This window comes from Shewanella nanhaiensis (assembly GCF_019457885.1).
GTDB lineage: Bacteria > Pseudomonadota > Gammaproteobacteria > Enterobacterales > Shewanellaceae > Shewanella > Shewanella nanhaiensis.
The window spans coordinates 35,095-58,269 of record NZ_JAHZST010000009.1 but is presented as its reverse complement, the minus strand read 5'-3'; the positions used below and the strand labels follow the sequence as shown (position 1 = coordinate 58,269).

General features: G+C 43.3%; 18 protein-coding genes, 1 tRNA gene and 1 pseudogene. 16 read left to right on the top strand and 4 right to left on the bottom strand.

Going from position 1 to position 23,175, the window contains the following annotated elements; genetic code table 11:
- Positions 1-34: 34 nt before the first annotated feature.
- Positions 35-1,687 carry a phosphoglucomutase (alpha-D-glucose-1,6-bisphosphate-dependent) gene (pgm, locus tag K0625_RS13390; RefSeq protein ID WP_220110158.1) on the top strand — a complete coding sequence of 551 codons (1,653 nt, stop codon included), beginning with the start codon at positions 35-37 and terminating at the stop codon, positions 1,685-1,687.
- A gap of 80 nt (positions 1,688-1,767) precedes the next feature.
- Here pgm and K0625_RS13385 read toward each other — a convergent pair.
- Positions 1,768-1,950, bottom strand: a pseudogene (locus tag K0625_RS13385) (peptide-methionine (S)-S-oxide reductase); the annotation flags it as partial.
- A 199-nt stretch (positions 1,951-2,149) separates the two neighbouring features.
- On the opposite strand from K0625_RS13385, the gene astE reads away from it, so the two are divergent.
- From astE to K0625_RS13345, 8 genes are all read left to right on the top strand, one after another.
- Positions 2,150-3,187, top strand: coding sequence for a succinylglutamate desuccinylase (gene astE / locus K0625_RS13380; protein ID WP_220110157.1), 1,038 nt, complete (start codon positions 2,150-2,152; stop codon positions 3,185-3,187).
- Between the two features lie 224 nt (positions 3,188-3,411).
- Positions 3,412-4,590 (top strand): thiamine pyrophosphate-dependent dehydrogenase E1 component subunit alpha, encoded by a 1,179-nt coding sequence (locus K0625_RS13375; RefSeq protein ID WP_220110156.1) that lies wholly within the window; start codon positions 3,412-3,414, stop codon positions 4,588-4,590.
- A 3-nt stretch (positions 4,591-4,593) separates the two neighbouring features.
- Entirely contained in the window at positions 4,594-5,571 is a 978-nt protein-coding gene (locus K0625_RS13370; protein ID WP_220110155.1) for an alpha-ketoacid dehydrogenase subunit beta, read from the top strand.
- Positions 5,572-5,581: 10 nt separating this feature from the next.
- Entirely contained in the window at positions 5,582-7,162 is a 1,581-nt protein-coding gene (locus K0625_RS13365) for a dihydrolipoyllysine-residue acetyltransferase (RefSeq protein WP_220110154.1), read from the top strand.
- Positions 7,163-7,308: 146 nt separating this feature from the next.
- Positions 7,309-8,376: a quinolinate synthase NadA gene (gene nadA, locus K0625_RS13360; RefSeq protein ID WP_220110153.1), complete on the top strand. Its 1,068-nt coding sequence runs from the start codon at positions 7,309-7,311 to the stop codon at positions 8,374-8,376.
- Between the two features lie 158 nt (positions 8,377-8,534).
- Positions 8,535-10,529 (top strand): methyl-accepting chemotaxis protein, encoded by a 1,995-nt coding sequence (locus K0625_RS13355; protein ID WP_220110152.1) that lies wholly within the window; start codon positions 8,535-8,537, stop codon positions 10,527-10,529.
- Positions 10,530-10,792: 263 nt separating this feature from the next.
- Positions 10,793-11,314, top strand: a complete 522-nt coding sequence (locus K0625_RS13350) for a hypothetical protein (protein WP_012324907.1) — start codon at positions 10,793-10,795, stop codon at positions 11,312-11,314.
- A 94-nt stretch (positions 11,315-11,408) separates the two neighbouring features.
- Positions 11,409-12,173, top strand: a complete 765-nt coding sequence (locus K0625_RS13345; protein ID WP_220110151.1) for a tetratricopeptide repeat protein — start codon at positions 11,409-11,411, stop codon at positions 12,171-12,173.
- Between the two features lie 98 nt (positions 12,174-12,271).
- Here K0625_RS13345 and K0625_RS13340 read toward each other — a convergent pair.
- Both K0625_RS13340 and cls read right to left on the bottom strand, forming a co-directional pair.
- A tRNA-Ser gene (locus K0625_RS13340) sits at positions 12,272-12,362 on the bottom strand.
- Between the two features lie 232 nt (positions 12,363-12,594).
- On the bottom strand, positions 12,595-14,052 hold the full coding sequence (gene cls / locus K0625_RS13335) for a cardiolipin synthase (RefSeq protein ID WP_220110150.1): 1,458 nt from the start codon (positions 14,050-14,052) through the stop codon (positions 12,595-12,597).
- Between the two features lie 444 nt (positions 14,053-14,496).
- Between cls and K0625_RS13330 the strand changes: the two genes are divergently transcribed.
- The 7 genes from K0625_RS13330 (at position 14,497) to K0625_RS13300 (ending at position 22,077) form a co-directional block, all read left to right on the top strand.
- Complete coding sequence (locus K0625_RS13330; protein ID WP_220110149.1) at positions 14,497-15,354, top strand: endonuclease/exonuclease/phosphatase family protein; 858 nt, start codon at positions 14,497-14,499, stop codon at positions 15,352-15,354.
- Positions 15,355-15,413: 59 nt separating this feature from the next.
- Positions 15,414-17,351, top strand: a complete 1,938-nt coding sequence (locus K0625_RS13325; RefSeq protein WP_220110148.1) for a RecQ family ATP-dependent DNA helicase — start codon at positions 15,414-15,416, stop codon at positions 17,349-17,351.
- 120 nt (positions 17,352-17,471) lie between these two features.
- Positions 17,472-19,247 carry a DUF885 domain-containing protein gene (locus K0625_RS13320; RefSeq protein WP_220110147.1) on the top strand — a complete coding sequence of 592 codons (1,776 nt, stop codon included), beginning with the start codon at positions 17,472-17,474 and terminating at the stop codon, positions 19,245-19,247.
- Between the two features lie 208 nt (positions 19,248-19,455).
- Positions 19,456-20,136 (top strand): response regulator transcription factor, encoded by a 681-nt coding sequence (locus K0625_RS13315; RefSeq protein ID WP_220110146.1) that lies wholly within the window; start codon positions 19,456-19,458, stop codon positions 20,134-20,136.
- Positions 20,137-20,279: 143 nt separating this feature from the next.
- Positions 20,280-21,407, top strand: a complete 1,128-nt coding sequence (locus K0625_RS13310; protein ID WP_220110145.1) for a M14 family metallopeptidase — start codon at positions 20,280-20,282, stop codon at positions 21,405-21,407.
- Between the two features lie 71 nt (positions 21,408-21,478).
- Positions 21,479-21,796, top strand: a complete 318-nt coding sequence (locus K0625_RS13305) for a hypothetical protein (RefSeq protein WP_012324917.1) — start codon at positions 21,479-21,481, stop codon at positions 21,794-21,796.
- On the top strand, positions 21,793-22,077 hold the full coding sequence (locus tag K0625_RS13300; protein ID WP_220110144.1) for a YeaC family protein: 285 nt from the start codon (positions 21,793-21,795) through the stop codon (positions 22,075-22,077). The genes K0625_RS13305 and K0625_RS13300 overlap by 4 nt, the downstream gene beginning before the upstream one ends.
- A 68-nt stretch (positions 22,078-22,145) precedes the next feature.
- Here the strand turns inward: K0625_RS13300 and ansA are convergent, their stop codons facing one another.
- The gene (ansA, locus tag K0625_RS13295; protein ID WP_220110143.1) at positions 22,146-23,159 is read right to left on the bottom strand and encodes an asparaginase; all 1,014 of its coding nucleotides are present in this window, start codon (positions 23,157-23,159) and stop codon (positions 22,146-22,148) included.
- Positions 23,160-23,175 lie beyond the last annotated feature (16 nt).

Below are 23,175 nucleotides of genomic sequence, written 5' to 3'. Positions count from 1 at the left end.
GCGTTATCTTAAGTCAAGAATAAAGGGGACAGTGTTGGCCATTCATGAACGTGCAGGACAGGTAGCTTTACAAAAGGATTTGGTGAACATTCCAAAGTTGATGAGTCACTATTATCGGTTAACGCCAGATAGTAAGCTGGATGCTCAAAAAGTCACTTTTGGCACATCAGGGCACAGGGGCTGCGCGTTAACGCGAAGTTTTAATGAGCAACACATTCTTGCGATAGCGCAAGCTGTAGTAGATCACCGTACAGATGCTGGGATAACAGGAGCCCTCTATCTAGGCATAGATACTCACGCGTTATCTCAAGCTGCATTTATTACGGCGATCGAAGTCTTGGTGGCTAATGGTGTGCAGGTCATTGTTCATAAAGATGATGGCTTTACACCGACCCCAGTTGTCTCCCATGGGATCATTACGGCGAATAAACACAGTGAAACACTTGCTGATGGGTTAATCATTACACCATCACACAACCCACCACAAGATGGCGGTATTAAGTATAACCCCCCTCACGGTGGTCCAGCAGAAGGTGAGATCACCCAGTGGATTGAAGATAGAGCCAATCACTATCTTGCACAGAATTTAGCAGGGGTTAATCGCCTTGATTACACCCAATCTATGCAGAGTCATTTAGTTCAAGAGGTCGATTTAATCACGCCTTATGTTGATGATCTCATTAACGTAATTGATATGGATGCCATCAAGAAAGCAAAAGTGAGATTGGGCGTCGATCCACTTGGTGGCTCTGGTATCCATTATTGGGCAGAGATCGCTAAGCGCTACAAGCTTGATATTACGTTAGTGAACAAGAGTATTGATCCAAGTTTTGGATTTATGCCGCTGGATAAAGATGGCAAGGTCCGCATGGATTGTTCATCTCCCTATGCGATGTCCGGCCTATTAAAGCACAAAGACAATTTTGACCTATGTGTAGGTAACGATCCTGACTATGATCGCCATGGCATCGTTTGCCCAGGCTCTGGCCTAATGAACCCCAATCACTTCTTAGCGGTGGCCATTGACTATCTAGTCACCCATAGGCCTCAGTGGTCTAAATCTTTAGTGATTGGTAAAACGTTAGTTTCTAGTGCCATGATAGATAAGGTGTGTGAGCAACATCAACGTGTGATGAGTGAAGTTCCAGTTGGGTTTAAGTGGTTTGTTGATGGTTTAGCGCAGGCGACCTTTGCCTTTGGTGGTGAAGAGAGTGCTGGTGCGGCTTTCTTACGACGCGATGGCACCACTTGGTGTACCGATAAAGATGGATTTATTTTAGCCTTACTGGCCGCCGAAATGTTGGCCGTGACCGGTAAAACACCAGCAGAGCGTTATAATGAACTCGTTAAGCTTCATGGCGAGAGTTTTTATACCCGCGTAGATAGCCCTGTTACAGCCGAGAAAAAGGCCAAGTTTGCCAAGATTATTGCAGAAAACGTAGATACTAAGGTATTAGGTGACACTAGGTTAGCAGGTGAAACGATCACAAGCGTACTGACAAAAGCGCCAGGTAATCAAGCCAAGATTGGCGGCATTAAAGTTGTGACTAAAAATGCTTGGTTTGCTGCTAGACCGTCGGGTACAGAAGCGCTATTTAAGATATATGGTGAAAGTTTTGTTAGCCAAAAGCATCTCGATGAGGTGATTGCTCAAGCTCAAGCCATGATAGAGACGATGTTAAGTTAACCATTCGGTTTATGTATTTTATCGAGCCCCTGTATCAATACAGGGGCTTTTTATTGGACAGCTTATTTATACCAATTGTATTAATATGAGATATGGCAGCTAGGAAGTTCATTTTTCTCTAGATAATTCTGATGGTACTCTTCAGCTCGGTGAAAAGTGAGCAGGGGAACTATCTCTGTCACGATATGGCGGCCACCCCATTTACCACTACGTGCTAATGTTAATTTAGAAAGCTCAGCCGCAGCTTTTTGCGTTTTGTCGTGTTTTACTCATAAACAAAATGTAAACAGTAAATGGCAATAAAGGTAAATTTTTTGGAATATGTTAGCTTTGAAATGCTGATAAATGGCTGATGTGGGAGTAAAATGTTACTATGCTAAATCCGAGTTTTTATAACAAAAAAGGATCTTGCTTAAACTGCCCTTTGTTGAGGTGTTTATGTAGGACAATAAGGAGTACCTCGTGTTACAAGCACTAAAAGAGTCTAAAGACTTTTTACAACTTACACTCGCCCAACCACAACATTTCGATGAAACATTCACATTTATGCTTGGCTCTCATACTCAAGTGGAAGTATGGGATACGGGGGTCATTGTGTTTGAGCCTAAGGTGGCTCGGGGAAAAGACATTGTACTCTCATGTGCTGTGCACGGTAATGAAACCGCGCCTATAGAGCTATGTAACGGACTTATAAAGTCACTGCTTGAAGAGAGATTAATTGCCGAGCAAAGGATACTTTTTCTTTTTGGTAATCCGCCTGCGATTATCAATGGCACCCGCTTTATTGATGAAAACCTTAACCGGCTGTTTAATGGAGCTCATTCTGTTGGTGAAGGGCTAGTTAATCCAGAACGTATTAGAGCAAAAAAACTTGAGTTTTACGTTGATAAGTTTTTTAGCTCATCAAAAGATAACAGCCATAAAATTCATTACGATCTTCACACCGCTATCCGAGGCTCTAAACACGAAAAATTCGCTATCTACCCATACAGACCTGGTCGCAAGTACAGTGGTGAGCAGATCATGTTTCTTGAAGCATGCGGTATCGATACAGTGTTATTTCATCATGAGCCCACTACTACATTCAGCTATTTCTCATCCCTTAATTACCAAGCCGATGCATTTACTATTGAGTTAGGCAAAGTGCTTCCAATGGGCCAAAATGATATGACGCGCTTTATCGCGCTCAACGAGATGCTTAGCCGCTTAATCGGCAATAAACCCTTAGAACTGCCAGTTTTTAATGCTAATGCGGTGAATCTGTATCAAGTGTGTCGAGCGATTAATAAAGGCTTTGATGACTTTGAGTTTACCTTCGCCAATGATGTCGAAAACTTTACCTCATTCCCTAAGGGCTATATTTTAGCCAAAGAGGGCGGGGAGAGCATCAAGGTTGAACACGAAGTAGAAGCCATCGTCTTCCCTAATGCCAAGGTACCAGTAGGTCAGCGAACGGTTTTATGTTTAAAGCCTGCCACCACTGAGAATATAGACGGTTAAATATTTGCATTAAGGATTAAGATTAACGGTGCCTGTTGCGGGTTTGCACTTGGATGTAAAGCTAAACATACGCGCAGGCCCATCGTTAGTTTTTGCTAAGATAGAATGAATGGTTGATAGGTAGTTTACGTTAACGTAATGTTCTGCAACGCGTATAACAAGAATTAACTCTTCTCATGGGAAGAGGACTCAATAACAAAGCACTCAGCTGATAAGAGAATAGTATGAGCAACGCAACAAGCCAGAATGAAACTGTCCATCGTGTCAGTTTTCTCGATAGGGATTCAGTAAACATTCCTATTTTAAAAATCTTGCAAGCCGATGGTACCGTGTATGAAAACGCGGTATTACCTGCTATTGATGAAGCCCTAGCACATAAGATTTATGATACGTGTGTATTTACTCGAGTATTAGACGAGCGCATGTTGGGCGCACAGCGTCAGGGCCGGATCAGCTTCTATATGACCTGTACAGGTGAAGAAGCCTCTATTATCGGCAGTGCAGCATCACTTGATAATGACGATGTTATCTTAGCGCAATATCGTGAACATGCGGCGCTGAGATACCGTGGATTTACCACAGAGCAGTTTATGAATCAGCTGTTCAGTAATGAAAAAGATCTAGGGAAAGGCAGACAGATGCCGATCCATTACGGCTCTTCTGAGCTGAACTACCAAACTATCTCATCACCACTTGCGACTCAGATCCCTCAGGCGACTGGTGTAGGTTATAGCCTAAAGATGCAGGGAAAGCGTAATATTGCCATCTGCTACTTTGGAGAGGGGGCCGCATCTGAAGGTGATTTCCATGCTGGTCTAAACATGGCCGCAGTGCTGAAATCCCCGACTATTTTCTTCTGTCGTAACAATGGTTATGCGATCTCGACACCGACCAGTGAGCAGTTTATGGGGAACGGTATCGCAAGTCGTGGCCCAGGTTATGGCATGCACACGATACGTGTTGACGGTAATGATATGCTTGCCGTGCTTGCTGCAACTCAACAGGCAAGAGCCTATGCGGTTGAAAACAACGCACCAGTTCTTATAGAAGCCATGACTTATCGACTTGGCGCGCACTCATCATCGGATGACCCTTCAGGGTATCGCTCAAAAGATGAGGAAGCGAAATGGCAACAACATGACCCAGTTAAACGCTTTAAACTATGGATGATCAACAAAGGTTGGTTAACCGAAAAACAAGACTCTGAGCTGTTTGAAAAATACCGTAGTGAAGTGCTCGCTGAGGTAAAGGTGGCAGAGAAGCTACCAATGTCCAGTGTTGATACCTTGATTGAAGATGTTTACGACACGCCAACGCCGCGATTAAAGCAGCAGTTAGAGATGCTGAAAACCCATATTAAGAAGTACCCAAAATCATATCCAAATAGCGAAGGGAGTGTATAAGCCGTGGCCGAAATTAACATGTTACAAGCCATCAATGATGCACTCTCTATGGCGATGGAAATCGACGACAAGGCGATACTCTTCGGTGAAGATGTAGGTCATTTCGGTGGCGTATTCAGGGCGACTTCTGGTTTACAAGATAAATATGGTCGTGATCGCTGTTTCAATACCCCATTAACCGAACAGGGGATCGCTGGATTTGCTAATGGTTTGGCCTCAAATGGCATGACGGCAATTGCTGAGATCCAGTTTGCTGATTATATCTTTCCTGCGATTGACCAAATTGTGAATGAAACCGCCAAATTCAGATACCGCAGTGGCAATGAGTTTAATGTCGGTGGCGTCACTTTTAGAACTCCCTATGGCGGCGGCATTGCTGGTGGGCATTACCATTCACAATCCCCTGAAGCATACTTTACTCAAACTGCGGGCCTTAAAGTCGTGGTTCCGCGTAATGCTTACCAAGCTAAAGGGCTGTTACTGGCATCGATCCGTGATAAAAACCCTGTGATCTTCTTTGAGCCTAAGCGTCTGTATCGTGCCAATATCGGCGAAGTCCCTGATGGTGATTATGAGATTGAGTTAGGTAAGGCTGAAGTTGTCCGTGAAGGTAAGGATATCACCTTGCTTGCATGGGGCGCTCAGATGGAGATCATAGAAAAAGCTGCCGATATGGCTGCAAAAGAGGGGATCTCCTGTGAAATCCTTGATCTTCGAACTTTAGCACCTTGGGATGTTGAAACCGTGGCAACATCAGTGAAAAAGACAGGACGTCTGCTGATAAACCATGAAGCACCGTTAACAGGTGGCTTTGCCGGTGAAATTGCCGCAACCATTCAAGAGGAGTGTTTCCTATACCTTGAATCTCCAATCAGCCGGGTCTGTGGGTTAGATACTCCTTATCCTTTAATTCATGAAAAAGAGTATATGCCTGATGCGCTCAAGACATTTGAAGCCATTAAAGCATCGGTAACATTTTAGGAGCTTGGCGATGATTAAAGAGTTTATTCTGCCTGATATTGGAGAGGGTGTCGTCGAGTGTGAGCTTGTCGAATGGTTAGTCAGCGAAGGGGATGTTGTTGTTGAAGATCAGCCCATTGCAGATGTGATGACCGATAAAGCCTTGGTGCAGATTCCAGCGCCCCATGCTGGTGTGATAAAAAAACTTCATTATGCTAAAGGTGAAATAGCAAAAGTTCATGCGCCTTTATACTCTGTTGATATATCAGGGGAAGTTACATCTTCTGATATTGCTGAGACCCAAGCTTTTGAATCAAAAAGTGAGGTTGAAAAGCAAGAGGCAGCTATCTCAGTTGAAAATATCTCATCACAAGGAGCTGTTCAAATCGAGGAGTTTCTTTTACCTGATATTGGCGAAGGAATTGTTGAGTGTGAGCTGGTCGAATGGCTTGTGAAAGAGGGCGATCTTGTTGTTGAAGATCAACCCATCGCAGATGTAATGACAGATAAAGCCTTAGTTCAGATCCCTGCCATTAAAACAGGAAAAATTGCTAAGTTACACTACCGCAAAGGCCAATTGGCCAAGGTCCACGAGCCTCTCTTTTCGGTAGAGGTGGCAGTAGAAGCTGGCGTTAAAGTACCATTGACTTCTGAGACTGCAGTAGCTAGCGAGCCAGTTGTTTCTCAAGAGCTGGTCGCTCAAGGAAAAGCACTTGCCAGTCCTGCTGTTAGGCGCCTAGCTCGAAGTTTGGGTATCGATATTGCCAGTGTTTCCGGTACAGGCAAAAATGGTCGTGTCTATAAAGAGGATGTTAATCGTCACCAGTCGGGTGCGACAGCGATAACATCTCAAGCTCAGAGTGAAACGGTATCATCGCCTCAAGTACTTCAAGGTATTGCTAGTTTACAGGATCGTGTTGAGCCTATTCGTGGTGTTCAGGCGGTCATGGCTAAGATGATGACTGAGTCAGTGACCACAATCCCACACTTTACCTACTGTGAAGAGATAGATCTCACTGAGCTGGTTAAGCTCAGAGAGAGTATGAAGAAAAAATACTCAACAGATGAGCTTAAACTCACTATGATGCCATTTTTCATGAAGTCGATGTCACTGGCATTAAAGCAGTTCCCAGTGATAAACAGTCGCGTCAATGAAGATTGCACTGAGCTGACCTATCTTGCCCAGCATAATATCGGCATGGCAGTAGACTCAAAAGTGGGGCTGTTGGTGCCTAATGTTAAAGGGGTACAGGATAAATCTATCTTAGAGATCGCAGCTGAGATAACGCGTCTGACAACCGCTGCTCGAAGCGGCCGTGTTAGCCCTGACGATCTAAAAGGTGGCAGTGTTTCTATCTCAAATATCGGTGCTTTAGGTGGAACGGTAGCGACACCTATCATCAATAAGCCTGAGGTTGCCATAGTCGCGCTAGGTAAGCTGCAAGAGTTACCAAGGTTTAACGAAAAGGGTGAGGTGGAAGCTAGGAAGATCATGCAGGTAAGCTGGTCTGGTGATCATCGAGTGATTGATGGTGGAACCATTGCCCGTTTTTGTAACCTCTGGAAGTGTTATCTAGAGGAGCCGCAGGAGATGTTATTGGCGATGCAATAACAGATAAAGTGAGTGATAAAAAGAGCGCTTCGGCGCTCTTTTTATATAAAAAATTGACTTTTTTCTGTTGCCTCCTGAATAGAGGTTAATTTTTCGGTCATATTTACGTATAATCCCGCTAATAAGAATTTCGTCCTGGTTGTAAAATGAGTCAGTTAGCCCCAAAAGTTGAACCAATTCAATACCCTTTTCCACCAAAACCACTTCCTTTATCTGAACATGAAAAGTCAGAATACAAGGCAAAGATCAAACAACTCCTGATAGACAGAGACGCGGTTTTAGTGGCTCACTACTACACAGATCCTGAGATCCAGGCGTTAGCGGAAGAGACGGGTGGCTGTGTTTCTGATTCACTTGAAATGGCGCGATTTGGTCGCGATCATCCAGCAAAAACCTTGATTGTTGCTGGCGTTAAGTTTATGGGGGAAACCTCTAAAATTTTAAGCCCAGAGAAAACAGTATTGATGCCAACACTCGAAGCGACCTGTTCATTGGATATTGGTTGTCCCATTGAAACTTTCAGTGAGTTTTGTGATGCGCACCCAGATCACACCGTTGTCGTGTACGCCAATACTTCTGCTGCAGTTAAAGCACGTGCCGACTGGGTGGTAACCTCAAGTATTGCCCTTGAGATTGTTGAGCACTTAGACAGTGAAGATAAGAAAATTATCTGGGGGCCAGATCGCCATCTAGGCAGCTATATTGCTAAAGAGACTGGTGCAGAGATGCTCATGTGGCAGGGCGAGTGCATCGTTCATGATGAGTTTAAAGCGAATGCATTGCGAGAGCTTAAAATACAACACCCAGATGCGGCTATTTTGGTTCACCCTGAGTCTCCAGCTAGCGTGGTTGAACTTGCCGATGCGGTGGGTTCAACAAGTCAGCTCATTAAGGCTGCTCAAACCATGGAGAATGACACCTTTATCGTGGCAACAGATAAGGGGATCTTCTATAAGATGCAGCAGGCGGCACCAGGAAAAACATTAATTGAAGCACCAACTGGTGGTAATGGGGCGACGTGCCGAAGCTGTGCTCACTGTCCTTGGATGGCGATGAATGGTTTACAGGCGATTGAAGCTTCATTAACGGCTAAAGATACCCAAGAGCATGAGATTTTCGTCGATGATGAATTGCGAAAGGACGCTTTGATACCGCTTGATCGTATGTTGAACTTTGCTCAAACACTGAACATGAAAGTGAAGGGTAACGCTTAGTCATTGAGTGTTTCTGCTGATATTTTGAGCAGTAAAAATTGATCTAGATTAAAAAGCCCTCAAAATGAGGGCTTTTTTTTATTTTATTTACTTTATTTAACGGGAATAGGCTAAAATAGTAACCACTAAAAAATTGTTAGAATACAGGGATGTTACTTATGAACTTTCGTTGGGTCGGAAATTTAACAATTACTAACAAACTGCTCTTAGTCATTATCCCACCTATCTTAGGATGTATCGTTTTCGGTTGTGCCATTGTTTATAATCAGTACCGTCTCTCGACAGGTTTAGAGCAAGTAAAAGTGCTAAGTGAACTTGCTGTCGTCAATAGCGATCTGGTTCACGAACTGCAAAAAGAGCGGGGTATGAGTGCCGGATTTATAGGTTCGAACGGCCAAGCTTTTGCGAATAAATTACCAGCTCAAAGAGCAGCAACAGATAAGCAGTTGAACGGCTTTAAAGATTTTGTCTTAAACAACTCCCTACCAAACTCATTTTCAAGTCAGCTCAGTCAGTTAAATCGCGATATTTCACAGCTTAACTCGATGCGTAAAAGTATTGATAGTTTAACTGTGTCGGTAAAAGAGGAGGTGGCTTTTTATTCCCAGCTCAATAATGGCTTACTTGCGATCGTCGATCACACAGTGAAAGAGGGAGACAGCCAGACTATTGCTATTCAGGCGGCTTCTTTTAGCGCTTTTTTACAGATGAAAGAGCGGGCGGGCATTGAGCGCGCGGTACTGAGTTCAACCTTTGGTAATCGTGAGTTTAAACCTGGCATGTTTCTGAAATTTGCTACTTTAGTGTCTGAGCAACACAGCTATGAGGAACGTTTTCTTGCACTAGCCACGCCAGATGTCCAGCAGCAGTTTCGGAAATTGACGAACTCGCGAGCGGTCAAGGATGTACACTCACTGCGTGAGTTAGCCTTCAGTGGTAATGCCGATGCACTGAGTGCTCAAAGTGCCGAGCAGTGGTTTGCCAAATCTTCTGCTCGAATTGAGCTTGTGAGGCAGTTTGAAAAGTCACTATCTAACTCTTTAATCTCCCAGACTGAAGGGAAACTGAGTGGGGCGAAATCGCTGATGTACAGCATTATGTTGTTGATGCTAATGGCTGGTTCGTTAGTCTTTTATATCTCTATGACAGTCGCTAAATACATGCATAACCGACTGCATTACCTTCATGATAGCGTTACGCAAGCTCAGAAGAATTTTGACCTAAGCATTCGTATTAAGGGAAATACGAGTGATGAACTGGGTCAATTAGGAAATGCATTCAATCAGATGATGAGTGATTTTGAGAAGGTGATCTATCGTGTTAGAACTAACACAGATAGTCTGCTTAAAGCTTCTGAAAAGATGGAGTCATGCGCTAATGTGATGCAAAGGGATGTAGCTATTGGTCATAGTGAGACTGAACAAGTAGCCTCTGCAATGACTGAGATGAGCAGTACGGTGCAGGAGATTGCCCTTAATGCTGTCAAAGCCTCAGAAGCTTCGGCTGCTGCCAATATAGAAGCAAAAGAGGGCAATATTGAGGTTGATAAGACCGCCGAGAGTATTCATCTTCTAGCTGAAGAGATAGGTGATGCTTCAAAAGCGATCAATGAATTGGATAATGATATTCAAGGTATTGTGAGTGTTCTTGGGGTGATAAGTGGTATCGCTGAGCAGACAAATCTTCTAGCGCTTAATGCGGCTATTGAAGCTGCGCGAGCGGGTGAGATGGGACGAGGCTTTGCCGTGGTAGCCGATGAAGTCAGAAGCCTTGCTCAACGCGCTCAAACCTCGACAGAGGATATTCGTGATATGACAGAGCGGCTTGAGAAAGGAGCTGCCGTTGCTGTTCTTGCAATGGAGAAGGGTAAAGCACAGGCAGAGCTGAGTGTTAAGGACTCAGAGAAAGCGGGACAGGATCTGGATAAAATTGTGGCTGAAGTCGGTGTGATTGATGCGATGAACGAACAGATTGCGGCAGCGACTCATGAGCAATCGACAGTATCGGAAGAGGTTAATCGTAACGCACTTAAGATCAGTGAAATCTACCAAAACACTCAAACCATTGCTGATGAGCTCAGTGCCCTTAACGAAGGCTTGTTAGCCGATGCGAATATGATGTCTCAAGAGGTCAGTAAATTTAAAATTAGCTAAGTTATCCCGTCATAGATCTACCAACAAGCCCTGCATAAAAGCGGGGCTTTTTGTTAGCGCAGTATTACTATCCTTTGTAACTACTCCTTTACTCCTAAATTAACCAGTTTTTCTTTATTAGTTAAACAGACTCTGGTAATACCTTGAGAGGTTTTACAGCCAAACATAAGGCATAAGGATATGGATTAATGTTCTAGATTTAATTATATATTTCAATATATTGATTATAAACAGTTAATGGCATTAGGGAAGCAGGAGTCATTATGGATAATTTAGATGTGGTTGCAATACTTGGAACCGGTGCAACTGGTTTCTCATTTTTAATGTTATTCATCGGATATAAACTGACATCCGATGTACAAAATAAGATTTTAGACACCAGCCTTTTAGACTTTGAGCCCGAAAAACTTAAAATTTGGGAGGAGATGGCAGGCAAGCAACTGAATAATACACGGATTTTTTTAGGGTTTACCCTGCTTTTTTTAATGGCAGGTCTCGCCATTTTAATACATCGACCTGAAGCCGAAGTTGTATTGAGCTTGACTCCGGTAGAGGCTGAACATCCCACCATTCTCTATATTCAAAATAGAAAAATCACCTTAGATGAAAACGGCAAAGGTTTAATTGTCTTGAAAGATGAGCATGCATTGAATATTGATAATTCAACCGTTTTTTCTAAACTTTCAAAGCTTGAAGCAAAATTATCGGCCAGCACTACATCTGAAAATGCCTTAATACAGCAACTATCAGATAATACTAATGATTCAGGTTTCGGTGACTTTTAACCAGGAGAGCAGCATGGTCAGCTTAATCAAGCATTATGGTTATCTCGTGTTACCGATCCTTTTTTTTGTTCCATTGTTTGGGATAGCAGAAACAATGGAACTTAAGGATGTAAAAGCACTCATCGAAGAGGGAAGGAGCTTAGAAGTCGTTAATACTTTAAAAGAGAGGCTAAATGAAACATCTGAACCGAAAAAGAGAGCAGAGCTACAAGGTGCAATAGGTTGGACCTTAGTACAAGCCAAAGAGTACGAGGAAGCAAATAAGTATTTAGAAAGCTCTTTAGTCGGTGCGACTGATGGCGGCTATACACATGTTAAGTTAAGAGCCAATAATAATTTGGGGATCTTACATTATCTGCAAAATGATTTTGACGTTTCACGGAGTTATTTCAATCAAGAGATAGCCAGTAATAGTAAGACTGCAAAGATATATCTTAGGTTATTAGACATCAAAGAGAGGGAGTATTTGGGGAAGGAAGCCCTGTTATCTGGTGTCGGGAAAAGACAGAGTAAACAGTTTCAAGAGGCGATAAATGAGTATGAGGTATCATTAGAACACCAACCTAATAACCCTAAAACACTCGAGTTTAAGGGATATGCTGAATTTAGGTTAGGGAACCTAGAGGAAGCTTATCATACGCTTGAGCAAGCAAAGCGCGCCGATCCCAAACGCAAGTTCACCCATCTAAACTTACTAAAAGTAAGCTGCGCACTTAAGTCCTCACCAAAGGTACTGCAGGTGATTAATGGATCAGAGCTAGAACAGGAAGTGTTTATCGATTGGGCCGAGCGGGATCTTGAACTTCAAAGAGTGTGTGATGGAAATGAGGCGTTTACAGACTTTATCCAAGCTAAGTAGCGCTGAATATCTGATAGGCTTGTGAGTGAGAAAGGAAGCCTAATTAATAATTTAATACGAAAAAGGGCTGTCACGAATGATAGCCCTTAATCTAAATATGGCGGTGAGTTAGGGATTCGAACCCTAGATGGGCTATAAACCCATACACACTTTCCAGGCGTGCTCCTTCAGCCACTCAGACAACTCACCAAATTTTTAACTATTATAGCGTGTTAGTTTTCACGTTTATCTCTATATCGCTGAGATAACAAGTTTGGAAATCGTTAACAAATCACTAAACCGCGCTGACTGGCTTTCCCTGTTAACGGAGCGGTACTTTACGCAAAAGCCTGAAGATGGTCAAGTGATAAAACTGACATTTCAATCGTTTGCGTATTAGATAGTCAAATAGTGTTTATTTAAAACGCGTTAGCTGCGTTTTTTACAAGAGTGGGCTAAACATATAGAAAAACTGCTCTATGATCCTCTTATAAACGGGCCTTTTACGCCACCTCTCATGTTCGAGCTGTGTAGAGTCATCAATGTAGCTCTGTTGAAGTTGACTTAGCTCCTGAGTAAAAGCCAGATCGTCTACCGCCAAAGTGACTTCGTTATTTAGCCATAGACTGCGCATATCTAGGTTAACAGTGCCTATCAGACAGTGGTTTTGATCGATAACGACTGATTTAGTGTGTAAGAGTCCACCTTTAAAGCGGTAGATCTTAACCCCTGCACTGAGCAGTTCGCCGAAGAAGGAGCGGCTGGCCCATTTAACCATGGTTGAGTCATTTCTCTCTGGAATTATGAGCTCGACAATGACGCCGCGCTGAGCTGCTGATGTTAACGCAAACATCAGGTTTTCACTGGGAACAAAGTAGGGGGTCGTGATAACAATTTTTGATTTTGCCTGATAGATACTCAGTAGCAATACCTGATGAATAATCTCTGAGGGCATTCCTGGTCCCGAAGGGATCACCTGCAGCATATCGATAGGGTGATCAGCGTTTAGCTCGATGCACTCAGGGGCTTCTGGTAACTGCCTGTGATTGGTCTCGACTTCCCAATCCCAGCTATTAATCGTGTTGAGTACAGGTACGTTCGAGCCAGTTATTCGCACCATCACATCAATCCACTGTCCAACATGGGCATTTTGTTTAAAAAAGGCTGGATCGACCAGATTCATAGAGCCTGTATAGCCTATTTGATTGTCTATGATGACAATTTTACGGTGCATCCTAAGGTCTAAACGTCTGAAGAACATTCTAAGTGGGGAAACAACCAGAGCCTCAGTTACCTCTATGCCACTTTGCTTAAGCTGTTTTGGCCAATGGCTCTTAAAGAATTGCCGGCTTCCTGCAGCGTCCAGTAATAGCTTAATTTCAACGCCGCGTTTTGCGGCATCAATCAATGCTTGCACGACTTTGTCTGCTAAACCGCCAGGGTGCCAGATATAAAATTCGAGGTTAATTGAACTTTGAGCTCCCTCGATATCAGCGATGAGCGAATTTAAGATCTGTTGTGGACTGGATTGAAGCTCTAGTTGGTTATTGCCTAAAGAGGGGATCCCCAATCTTTGCTCGCACAGCGAACTGATGGAGTGGCCATATTCGGTTAACTCTTTAGGTCGGTATTGGCGAAACAGGTAGAGATCAGCGAACCACTTCCTGTAGGGGGCATACATCAATTTGGCTCTGTTTTCTCGTGCTTTTCCCCAGTTCTGCTCTCCAATAAGTAAGTAACCTAATACACCAAAGAAAGGCACGAAATAGATAACCATCATCCAGGCTAACGATACGCCGATACTGCGGCGTTTGATAATTACTCGAATCACCACTCCGGCGGCAATTAACCAGTATGCAAATAAACCCACTAAGGTTAAAATTTGATAAAAATCTTCCATATTCTCTGCTTGAGGTTAGTATTTAAACCACGATGAAATTAAGCGTCTAGTGTGCATTGTTTTTCGATATTAATACAGATAGATATTGTCACTAGACTTGAACTTTTTGGGCATGGCTAATGCTTTGTTATATTGCTATACCCAAGCTACCTCAGGGTGCTCGTTTCAGAGTTCCCGTAGGATAGCTGAACAAGGCAGTGATTGAGGATAATGGTTATTCCCTTGTCGATATCACTAACGCAGTGCAGCGGTTCTACGGGAGCTCCCGAAGGGCATGGCGCGAAGCAACATTTTTCTGTGTTATGAAATATTGAATTAGAATAACTAGTCCTACTATTTCATGCCTTGAACTCTGTCACTTCTCGACATGCTGAATCCTGCACCTTGAAGTTGTTTGGGTATAACCATAAGCTCAGTCTAAAGTTATATAAATGGGTAACTATATTGAAATTAAGTGTTAAAACGATACTTGCCTTAGTCATGGGGTTGTCATTTAGCGCCGTCACTTATGTTTATGTTGTTAATGAGGCGAATGGAGAGAGTCAGATCATGAACAGTGCAAGTTTACCCTTGTTTCTATCCCAATGTGTTGAGAAGTCTGTGAGTACTCCATTAGATCTTGAGGGAAGGCTCAACGTGGCGGTTTGGAACCTCTATAAGCAACAAAAGTCTGGCTGGGACTCTGTGTTAACTGAACTTGTGTCTAGTAACGAGCTCGTGTTGTTGCAAGAGGCTAAGTTATCAAAGAACTTAACTCAATTTATAACAAACAATAGCCAGCAGGTATTGATGGCCAAAGCCTTTAAGGTGTTCAAAACACCAATCGGCGTGATGAACTTGGCCAATGTGCAAGCTGAGTCTGCTTGTGCTTATCATGCTACTGAACCTTGGATCCGTTTTGCCAAATCTGCGCTGGTTTCACAATACCTATTATCCAATGGCGAAAACCTGATGGTTGTGAATCTACATGGAATCAATTTTGATTGGCGCTTAAAAGCTTATCGATCTCAATTTGCACTGTTAGCTGAGCAGATCAGTGTACACACTGGTCCAGTAATCATGGCTGGTGACTTTAATACATGGCGACAAAGCCGCTTAGATGTGGTTGGCGAGTTTGCGACAAAATTAGGGTTACAAGAAGCAAACTATGAGACAGATAACCGTAACCGCGTATTTGGTAAGGCACTGGATCACCTTTATTATCGAGGTCTTAAGTTACAAAAGGCTCACTCTAATACGACAGAGGCCTCAGATCATAACCCGATACAAGCAAGCTTTACCTTGATTGAAAAGCGTGTTTAGCCCTGTATCAACTCTCTTAATATCATTAGCCATTGTCGCCATTTAAGGTAGGTTTATTCATGCAGCAGTTATTGCAATCCCATTTCGGTTTCAGTGAGTTTAGACCCGGTCAAGAACAGGTCGTTCGTGCCATACTCGATGGCCATAGCGCTGCCGCTATATTTCCAACGGGTTCGGGAAAATCACTCTGTTATCAACTGCCCGCCCTGTGTTTACCTCATTTGACCATAGTTGTGTCGCCACTGCTTGCCTTGATACAAGATCAGATAAGCTTTCTCAATAGCAAAGGTATCGCTGCAGCGAGTATCGATTCGACCCAAAGTCGAGAGGAAACCAATGAGGTGATGGCAGGCGTTAGAGCTGGTGTGATAAAGATCTTAATGATCTCTGTTGAGCGGCTCAATAACGAACGCTTTAGACAGTTTATTGCCGGAGTACCCATTTCGCTATTAGTGGTCGATGAAGCCCACTGTATCTCTGAGTGGGGGCATAACTTTCGTCCAGATTACCTAAAACTGCCCAGCTATCAGCAAGCATTGAATATCCCCCAAACCTTACTGTTAACAGCCACGGCAACCTCCAAAGTCATACAGGATATGGGAAGTAAGTTTGGCATTAAACCTGAGCATATCACCTTAACGGGCTTCTACCGGCCTAACTTGCACTTAGGAGTAAAAGGACTCAGCAGTACTGATAAACTTGATTATCTCTCCACTTGGCTACAAACACGGCTGGCTAGCTCTGGGATCATCTATGTCACGCTACAGCAGACTGCTGAAAAGGTTGCTGAGCAACTAAAAGCAAGAGGTATATCGGCAAAAGCCTATCATGCGGGTATGACCTCTGAGGTGCGCCAGGCCATTCAGCACAAGTTTATGTCAGGAGAGCAGGGCATTATTGTCGCTACCATCGCCTTTGGTATGGGGATAGATAAGAGTGATATTCGTTTTGTGGTGCATTATGATCTACCAAAATCTATTGAGAACTACGCACAGGAGATTGGTAGGGCTGGACGTGACGGTGGAGACTCTGAGTGCTTGGTGCTGGCGAACGGGGATAATCTCAGTACATTAGAGAACTTTGTGTATGGAGACACTCCTGAGCCGGTAGGGATTGAGATGGTGCTTAATGAGATAAAAAAAGCTGCTTTTGAGAGCAGGAGCTCGCAATTACCTCAATGGGAGCTGGTGTTAAATAGTCTCTCTAATCAATCCAATATTCGCCCGTTATCCCTTAAAACCTTGCTGGTGTATCTGGAACTTCTTAATGTCATTAAGCCTACCTACAGCTACTTTGCCGAGTATAAGTTTAAGTTTCTTCTTCCTGAAGCGGAAGTGATTGAGTATTTTACCGCAGAAAGACGAGACTTTATTCGCGCCATTTTTACTACAGCAGATAGGGCAAAAATTTGGTCGAGTGTTAACTTTGATTCACTGAATCAAAGTTATGCTAGCGACAGACAAAGAGTCTTAAAAGCTATCAATTACCTTGATGAAAAAGGGATGATTGAGTTGCAATCAAAGCAGATGACTCAGGTTTATCAGGTTGTGAATAGCGAATTTGATGATAAGGAGCTAACAGCAAGGTTATCTAAGCGTTTTTTGAATAAAGAAGCCAGTGAAGTGGCGAGGATCAATCATCTGGTTGAGCTGTTTACTTCGCCAAACTGCTTGAGTCGCCAACTTGCTCACTATTTTTCAGATGATCAGATGACACAAGATTGTGGTGTCTGCTCAGCTTGTCGTGGTGAGCAGGCAATACTTCCTCCACCTCCCTACTTAACACCGCTTGAGGAGTATGACTTTAACCAAGTTTGCGTTGATGTTGTCACTAAGCTTGGTACTGCATCTACACCAGTTTTGGTGGCTCGCTTCCTTTGTGGACTCACTACCCCCTTGTTTACCAAGTTAAAGCTCAGATCTGCTAAAGGCTTTGCTCAGTTTGAGCGATACCGATTTTCTGATGTAAAGCTATGGGTAACCCAAGGGCTAAAATAGATGTAACGCTATGTTTCTGACCCGTTACAGATGCTGAAAAATTTTATAAGACGTGGTTAACTAGGCCGCGAAAAAGAGTCAAAACTAATAAAAAATAAAAACAATGAATTGGGATTAGATATGAAAAAAGCAACATTATCACTGGTGGTAGGATTAGCGCTTACGGGATTGACTGGGTGCCAGACTCAGGAGAGTACTCAGCAAACAGATGTAAAAAGTGTGACTCAACAGCAGATGAGCTTTAACCAATTTTCTCAACAGTTTGTGAGTGACTTCTGGAAAGAGTCTCCCACGTGGGCGCTCTACAGTGGATATCACAAGTACGATGGTATTTTAAAGATCCCAAATGAAGAGAATCGTCAGGCATCGATATTGTTTAATCAACAACAACTGGCAAAACTGGCTCAGTTTGATACAGATAAACTCTCTGCAAACGAGCTTATAGATTACCGTTTAATTGAGAATTTGCTTAAGCGTGACCTATGGGAGATCACAACCTTTAAGTCTTGGCAGTGGAATCCAAGCGCTTACAACGTCGCAGGTGGTTTTGCACAACTGATTAATGAGGATTTTGCCCCATTTGATGCCCGTCTTCGTTCAGTATTGGCACGTATGGAAAATGTTCCAGCCTTTTATGAAGCAGCGCGCCACAATATCAATAATCCAACCTTAGAGCATACTCAATTAGCCCAGATGCAAAATCAGGGAGCTTTCTCGGTGTTCTCTGAAGATCTATTAGATAGCGCTAAAAACTCAGGGCTGACAACTGCAGAGAAAAAACTGTTTGAACAGCGCTTTAATGCATCAACAAAAGCGATAAAAGAACATATTGACTGGTTAGCAGCGCTAGCGGCCAAACTTGAAAAAGAGGGCGCGCGCAGTTTCAGAATTGGTGAAGAGCGCTATGAAGAGAAGTTTGCTTTCGATATCCAAGCAGGCATGAGTGGTAAAGCTCTCTATGAGAAAGCATTGGCAGATAAACTGCGCGTGCAAACTGAGATGGCTAAAATTACTACTCAGCTTTGGTCGAAGCACTTCGATACTCCGCAGCCAAAAGATCAGAATAAAGCAACCCGTCAACTGATAGACAAACTCTCTGCAAAGCATGTTAAACGTGACGATTTTGTCGATGAGGTGAGAGCGCAAATACCTGAGTTGGTTAAGTTCGTTAATGAGAAAAACTTGGTCACGCTTAACCCTGAAAAGCCATTGGTCGTGCGGGAAACTCCGGCTTATATGCGAGGCTTTGCTGGTGCATCAATCAGTGCGCCAGGGCCTTATGAGAAGTCGAGTAACACCTACTACAATGTGACTCCCCTCGATGCCATGGATGCAGAGTCTGCAGAAAGTTACCTTCGTGAGTATAATCACTGGATCTTACAAGTGCTTAATATCCATGAAGCCATTCCTGGGCATTACACGCAGCTCGTCTACTCAAATGAATCACCAAGTATGATTAAGAGCTTGTTCGGCAATGGTGCAATGGTTGAAGGTTGGGCCGTTTATACCGAGCGTATGATGCTTGAAGAGGGTTATGGTGATTTTGAGCCTGAGATGTGGTTAATGTATTACAAGTGGAATCTGAGGGTTATCGCCAATACGCTACTCGATTACAGCATTCAGGTTAAAGGGATGACTGAAGAGCAAGCGTTAGACCTTATGGTAAATGAAGCGTTTCAGCAACAGGCAGAAGCCGAAGGTAAGTGGAGAAGGGCTACGCTTAGCCAAGTCCAGTTAACTAGCTACTATTCAGGCTACCGTGAGATCTATGATTTCAGAGAGGAGTTGAAGGGGATAGAGGGCGATAATTTTGATCTAAAAACTTTTCATGAGCAGTTCTTAAGTTATGGAAGTGCGCCTGTTAAGTATGTACGTCAACTTATGCTAGAGAAGTAATTTAGCCATATCTTCTGACACTTTGTCAGTCAATTTCACTAAAGCCAGACTCGTTCTGGCTTTTTTTATCTCTTGTTTTTCTGTTTGTTACAGACAACTAGACGATCTAACTAACAAAATTAATATTTATAATGAAAAATAACTAGTAGATCACATTTGAATATAGTAATGTTGTTGATAATTGTTCGCATTTGCATTAAAGGTTGAGATGAGCAAAGTACTCTTAGTTGATGATGATCTGGTTTTTAGGGAGCTATTAGAGCAAGCGCTCGCTGAAGAGGGTTATCGTGTTATCTGCGCTGAAGATGGAGTCGCTGCACTTTCTATATTGGAAATAGAGAGTCCAGATATCATATTGCTAGACATTATGATGCCAAATCTAGATGGCTTTGGTTTGTTAGCTGCTCGTAAGGAGCAGATCCCTGTGATTATCATCTCTGCCATCGATTGTGAGAGTGATAGGATTAAAGGTTACGAGTTAGGTGCTGATGACTTCCTCAGTAAACCTTTTAGTGTAAAGGAGTTACTTGTACGCATGGCTGCACTACAACGTCGAGTGGATCTGGTTCGTTCCGAGCGAATCTGCTCTATTGAACAGATTAAAGATGAAGTCGAGTTTGATGATCTTCAATATTGCGTCTCTATCGCATCTAAGAGGGTGTTGCTGACTCAAACTGAGTTTAAGCTATTTAAGTACCTGTTTGAGCGTAAAGGAGAGGTCATTACTAAGCAGGAGCTTCAGCGAAGTGTGCTGCAAAAAGAGCTGGGAAAATTTGATCGTAACTTAGATATGCATATCAGCAATACCCGTAGAAAGCTTGCCAATACTGAACTGCCTAAAACCTTAATTAATACCGTTAGAGGGCAAGGGTACAGTTTCGCTACCTAATGGTAACGAGATACCGATAAACCGTGAAGATTACTGTTTATTTTTTACTTTTCAAGCTGCTCTATGGCGCTTTTTCGTTTATCCTATAGCGTATCAGATAGGCCGTTTTAGCCTCTCTTAATTGATAACATAAAGGAAACGTTATGCGGATCAGCGCCAATTTTGATGGTGGAAATATTGAAGTCATCAATCAAGATAATATTAAAGATGTGCAACTGGCTATTCGTCCCGATGTTGGTGATGAGTTTTATCAGTGGTTCAATTTTCGTTTAGAAGGCGAAGTGGGAAGCCAGTACCTACTTAATATTATGAATGCTGGTTCAGCTTCATATCCTAAAGGTTGGGAAAATTACCAAGCCGTAGCGACCTATGACAGGCAACAGTGGTTTCGTCTTCCAACTGAGTACAAAGATGGTAAATTAACCATTCAAGTTGACCTTGATTGTGACTCTATTCAAATAGCTTATTTCGCTCCCTACAGTTATGAACGTCACCAAGATCTTCTCGCTTCAGTCCAAGTCCACCCATTAGTCAGTCTCGAGCACTTAGGTTTAACCTTAGATGGCCGAGATATGACACTGGTGAAAGTGGGGGATGGTGATGAGTCTAAAGCAAACATCTGGATCACAGCGCGCCAACATCCAGGTGAAACGATGGCTGAGTGGCTAGTCGAAGGCTTCTTTAACAGCTTGCTTGATAGTGACAATGTCAATGCTCAGGCGCTGCTAGACAAAGCAAATTTCTATATCGTTCCTAATATGAATCCTGATGGAAGTGCACGTGGTCATTTGAGAACCAATGCACTGGGTGTTAATTTAAATCGTGAATGGCAGACCCCTTCACTTGAGAAGAGTCCTGAGGTCTACTACGTCACCAACAAGATGAAAGAGACTGGCGTGGATCTCTTCTATGATGTCCATGGTGACGAAGGCTTACCTTATGTTTTCCTTGCGGGTTGTGAAGGCGTACCTTCCTATGATGAGCGCATGGCAAAGCTGCAACAAGATTTTGTGGACGCGCTAACACTGGTCAGTGCCGATTTTCAGTCTGAGTTTGGCTATGATAAAGATGAGCCAGGCAAAGCAAACCTAACAGTTGCCTCTAACTGGGTCGCCGAAACATTTACCTGCCTCTCTAATACACTCGAAATGCCATTTAAAGATAATGACAATATGCCAGATCCTATGTCTGGCTGGTCTCCAGAGCGCTCTATTTACTTAGGTGAGGCATCTTTAATCGCTATGTTAGCGGTAGTGAATAACTTACGATAATAACTGTGTGTGACTAACTTGGTCTAGTTTTGGGCTAGTTAGGGTTAGTCACGCAGCTTTGAGGTAATACGATGGCATTGATTGAATGTCCTAGCTGCAATAAACGGATCTCAAGTAAGGCGACAGAGTGCCAGCATTGTGGAAGTCAGCTATCAGGGGATAATCAGGTATTGAGCAAAATCAGCCATATTAAACGCTCGGCGCAACTTGTGAATCAAGGCCTACTATCCATGTCACTGTTTATCGCAGGAGTCGTGGTATGGTTTTGGGGAGGGGAGCCCGCTGAAGGGTTACGTTCCTATATTGGCGGCGCTTGTTTTGTACTTGGCTTTGTTGGCTACCTAGTTACCCGATTACAGATAGTGTTACATGAACGGAAAAAAGTATGAGTGATGAGATAAATAAGGTCATCGATGAGATGCCGCAAGAGGTTTATGAGCGTCTGAGAACAGGTGTAGAGTTAGGTAAGTGGGAAGATGGCACTCGTTTATCTGATGCCCAGCGTGAGTCGACTATGCAGCTGGTGATGCTCTATCAGGCAAGAAGACTTAATCAAACTGATCACTTCACCATTAGTAGTGAAGGCACCATAAACGAACTCTCTAAAGCTGAGCTAAAAAAGCAGTTCAAGGGCGAGAGTATCGCCGAGTTTAAAGAGAAAGAGTTATAAATTAGTCTTACTAAGCAGCACCTAGCAGCACTATGGTTGCTCGGTGCTCAATCGCCAACTGAGTCCTTTTAATCTTCGCTTAGTTCACCGACCAAGTTTTGCTGCATTGCGGTGCGGATCTCATTGGGAGTTAACGAGGTCGACAGCAAGTAGTGCAGTTTTGCTAGTGCCGCTTCCGTGGTCATATCTGAGCCACTTATTACTCCAGCCGCTTCTAAAGCATGTCCGGTGGCATAACCTTTCATGTTCACTTTGCCCTGCAAACATTGCGTCAAGTTAACAAGAATGATACCTCGAGCCGATGCTTCAGACAGCGCCTTAAGCAAGCTAGTATTCTGAGGAGCATTACCTACACCATAGGTTAGGATGATTAGGGCTTTTACTGGTTGTTGAAGTAAGTTTCTAATGACGTCGGTGGTGATCCCTGGATACAAGGTGACGACACCAATTGGCTGTGGGCTGATGGTTGCCACTTCTAACTTTTTACTGTCTCCAGTAGCAATTCTTCCGGCTTTCACTCGAATTTTAATCCCAGCCTCAAGAAGAAGCGGGAAATTTGGTGATGCAAACGCGCCGAAACCGTCAGCATGTGCCTTAGTGGTTCTATTGCCTCTAAATAGCTTATTGTTAAAGAAGAGGCACACCTCTGCAATAGGATAGTTTGCGGCAATATACAAGGAGTTAAGCAGGTTGGTTTGTCCATCAGATCTTAGTTGACCTAATGGGATCTGTGAGCCTGTGACGATGACAGGCTTAGATAGGCCTTGCAGCATAAAGGAGAGGGCTGATGCGGTAAACGCCATGGTATCAGTGCCATGTAGGATCACAAAGCCATCATACTTTTCATAGTTGGCTTTGATGTCGTTAGCGAGTCGCTGCCAATCAGTTGGAGCCATATCTGAGGAGTCCATTAATGGGCTGTATTCATGTATGACAAAGTCGGGCATATCATCATAGTAAAACTCAGGCATGGATTTCACACAGCTTGTAAGAAAACCTGCAACGGGGGCAAACCCTTGAGCTGTTTTTTGCATGCCTATGGTGCCGCCTGTGTAGGCAACGTAGATTGTACGCTTTGTCATGATGAACTTCTGTTGG

Bases quoted from the DNA above. Each gene is read 5' to 3' on its own strand.
- cls (WP_220110150.1), bottom strand. From the start codon at position 14,052: ATGGAAGATTTTTATCAAATTTTAACCTTAGTGGGTTTATTTGCATAC.
- K0625_RS13300 (WP_220110144.1), top strand. From the start codon at position 21,793: ATGAGTGATGAGATAAATAAGGTCATCGATGAGATGCCGCAAGAGGTT.
- nadA (WP_220110153.1), top strand. From the start codon at position 7,309: ATGAGTCAGTTAGCCCCAAAAGTTGAACCAATTCAATACCCTTTTCCA.
- K0625_RS13375 (WP_220110156.1), top strand. From the start codon at position 3,412: ATGAGCAACGCAACAAGCCAGAATGAAACTGTCCATCGTGTCAGTTTT.
- ansA (WP_220110143.1), bottom strand. From the start codon at position 23,159: ATGACAAAGCGTACAATCTACGTTGCCTACACAGGCGGCACCATAGGC.
- K0625_RS13310 (WP_220110145.1), top strand. From the start codon at position 20,280: ATGCGGATCAGCGCCAATTTTGATGGTGGAAATATTGAAGTCATCAAT.
- K0625_RS13305 (WP_012324917.1), top strand. From the start codon at position 21,479: ATGGCATTGATTGAATGTCCTAGCTGCAATAAACGGATCTCAAGTAAG.
- K0625_RS13320 (WP_220110147.1), top strand. From the start codon at position 17,472: ATGAAAAAAGCAACATTATCACTGGTGGTAGGATTAGCGCTTACGGGA.
- K0625_RS13355 (WP_220110152.1), top strand. From the start codon at position 8,535: ATGAACTTTCGTTGGGTCGGAAATTTAACAATTACTAACAAACTGCTC.
- K0625_RS13345 (WP_220110151.1), top strand. From the start codon at position 11,409: ATGGAACTTAAGGATGTAAAAGCACTCATCGAAGAGGGAAGGAGCTTA.
- K0625_RS13365 (WP_220110154.1), top strand. From the start codon at position 5,582: ATGATTAAAGAGTTTATTCTGCCTGATATTGGAGAGGGTGTCGTCGAG.
- K0625_RS13315 (WP_220110146.1), top strand. From the start codon at position 19,456: ATGAGCAAAGTACTCTTAGTTGATGATGATCTGGTTTTTAGGGAGCTA.
- K0625_RS13325 (WP_220110148.1), top strand. From the start codon at position 15,414: ATGCAGCAGTTATTGCAATCCCATTTCGGTTTCAGTGAGTTTAGACCC.
- K0625_RS13350 (WP_012324907.1), top strand. From the start codon at position 10,793: ATGGATAATTTAGATGTGGTTGCAATACTTGGAACCGGTGCAACTGGT.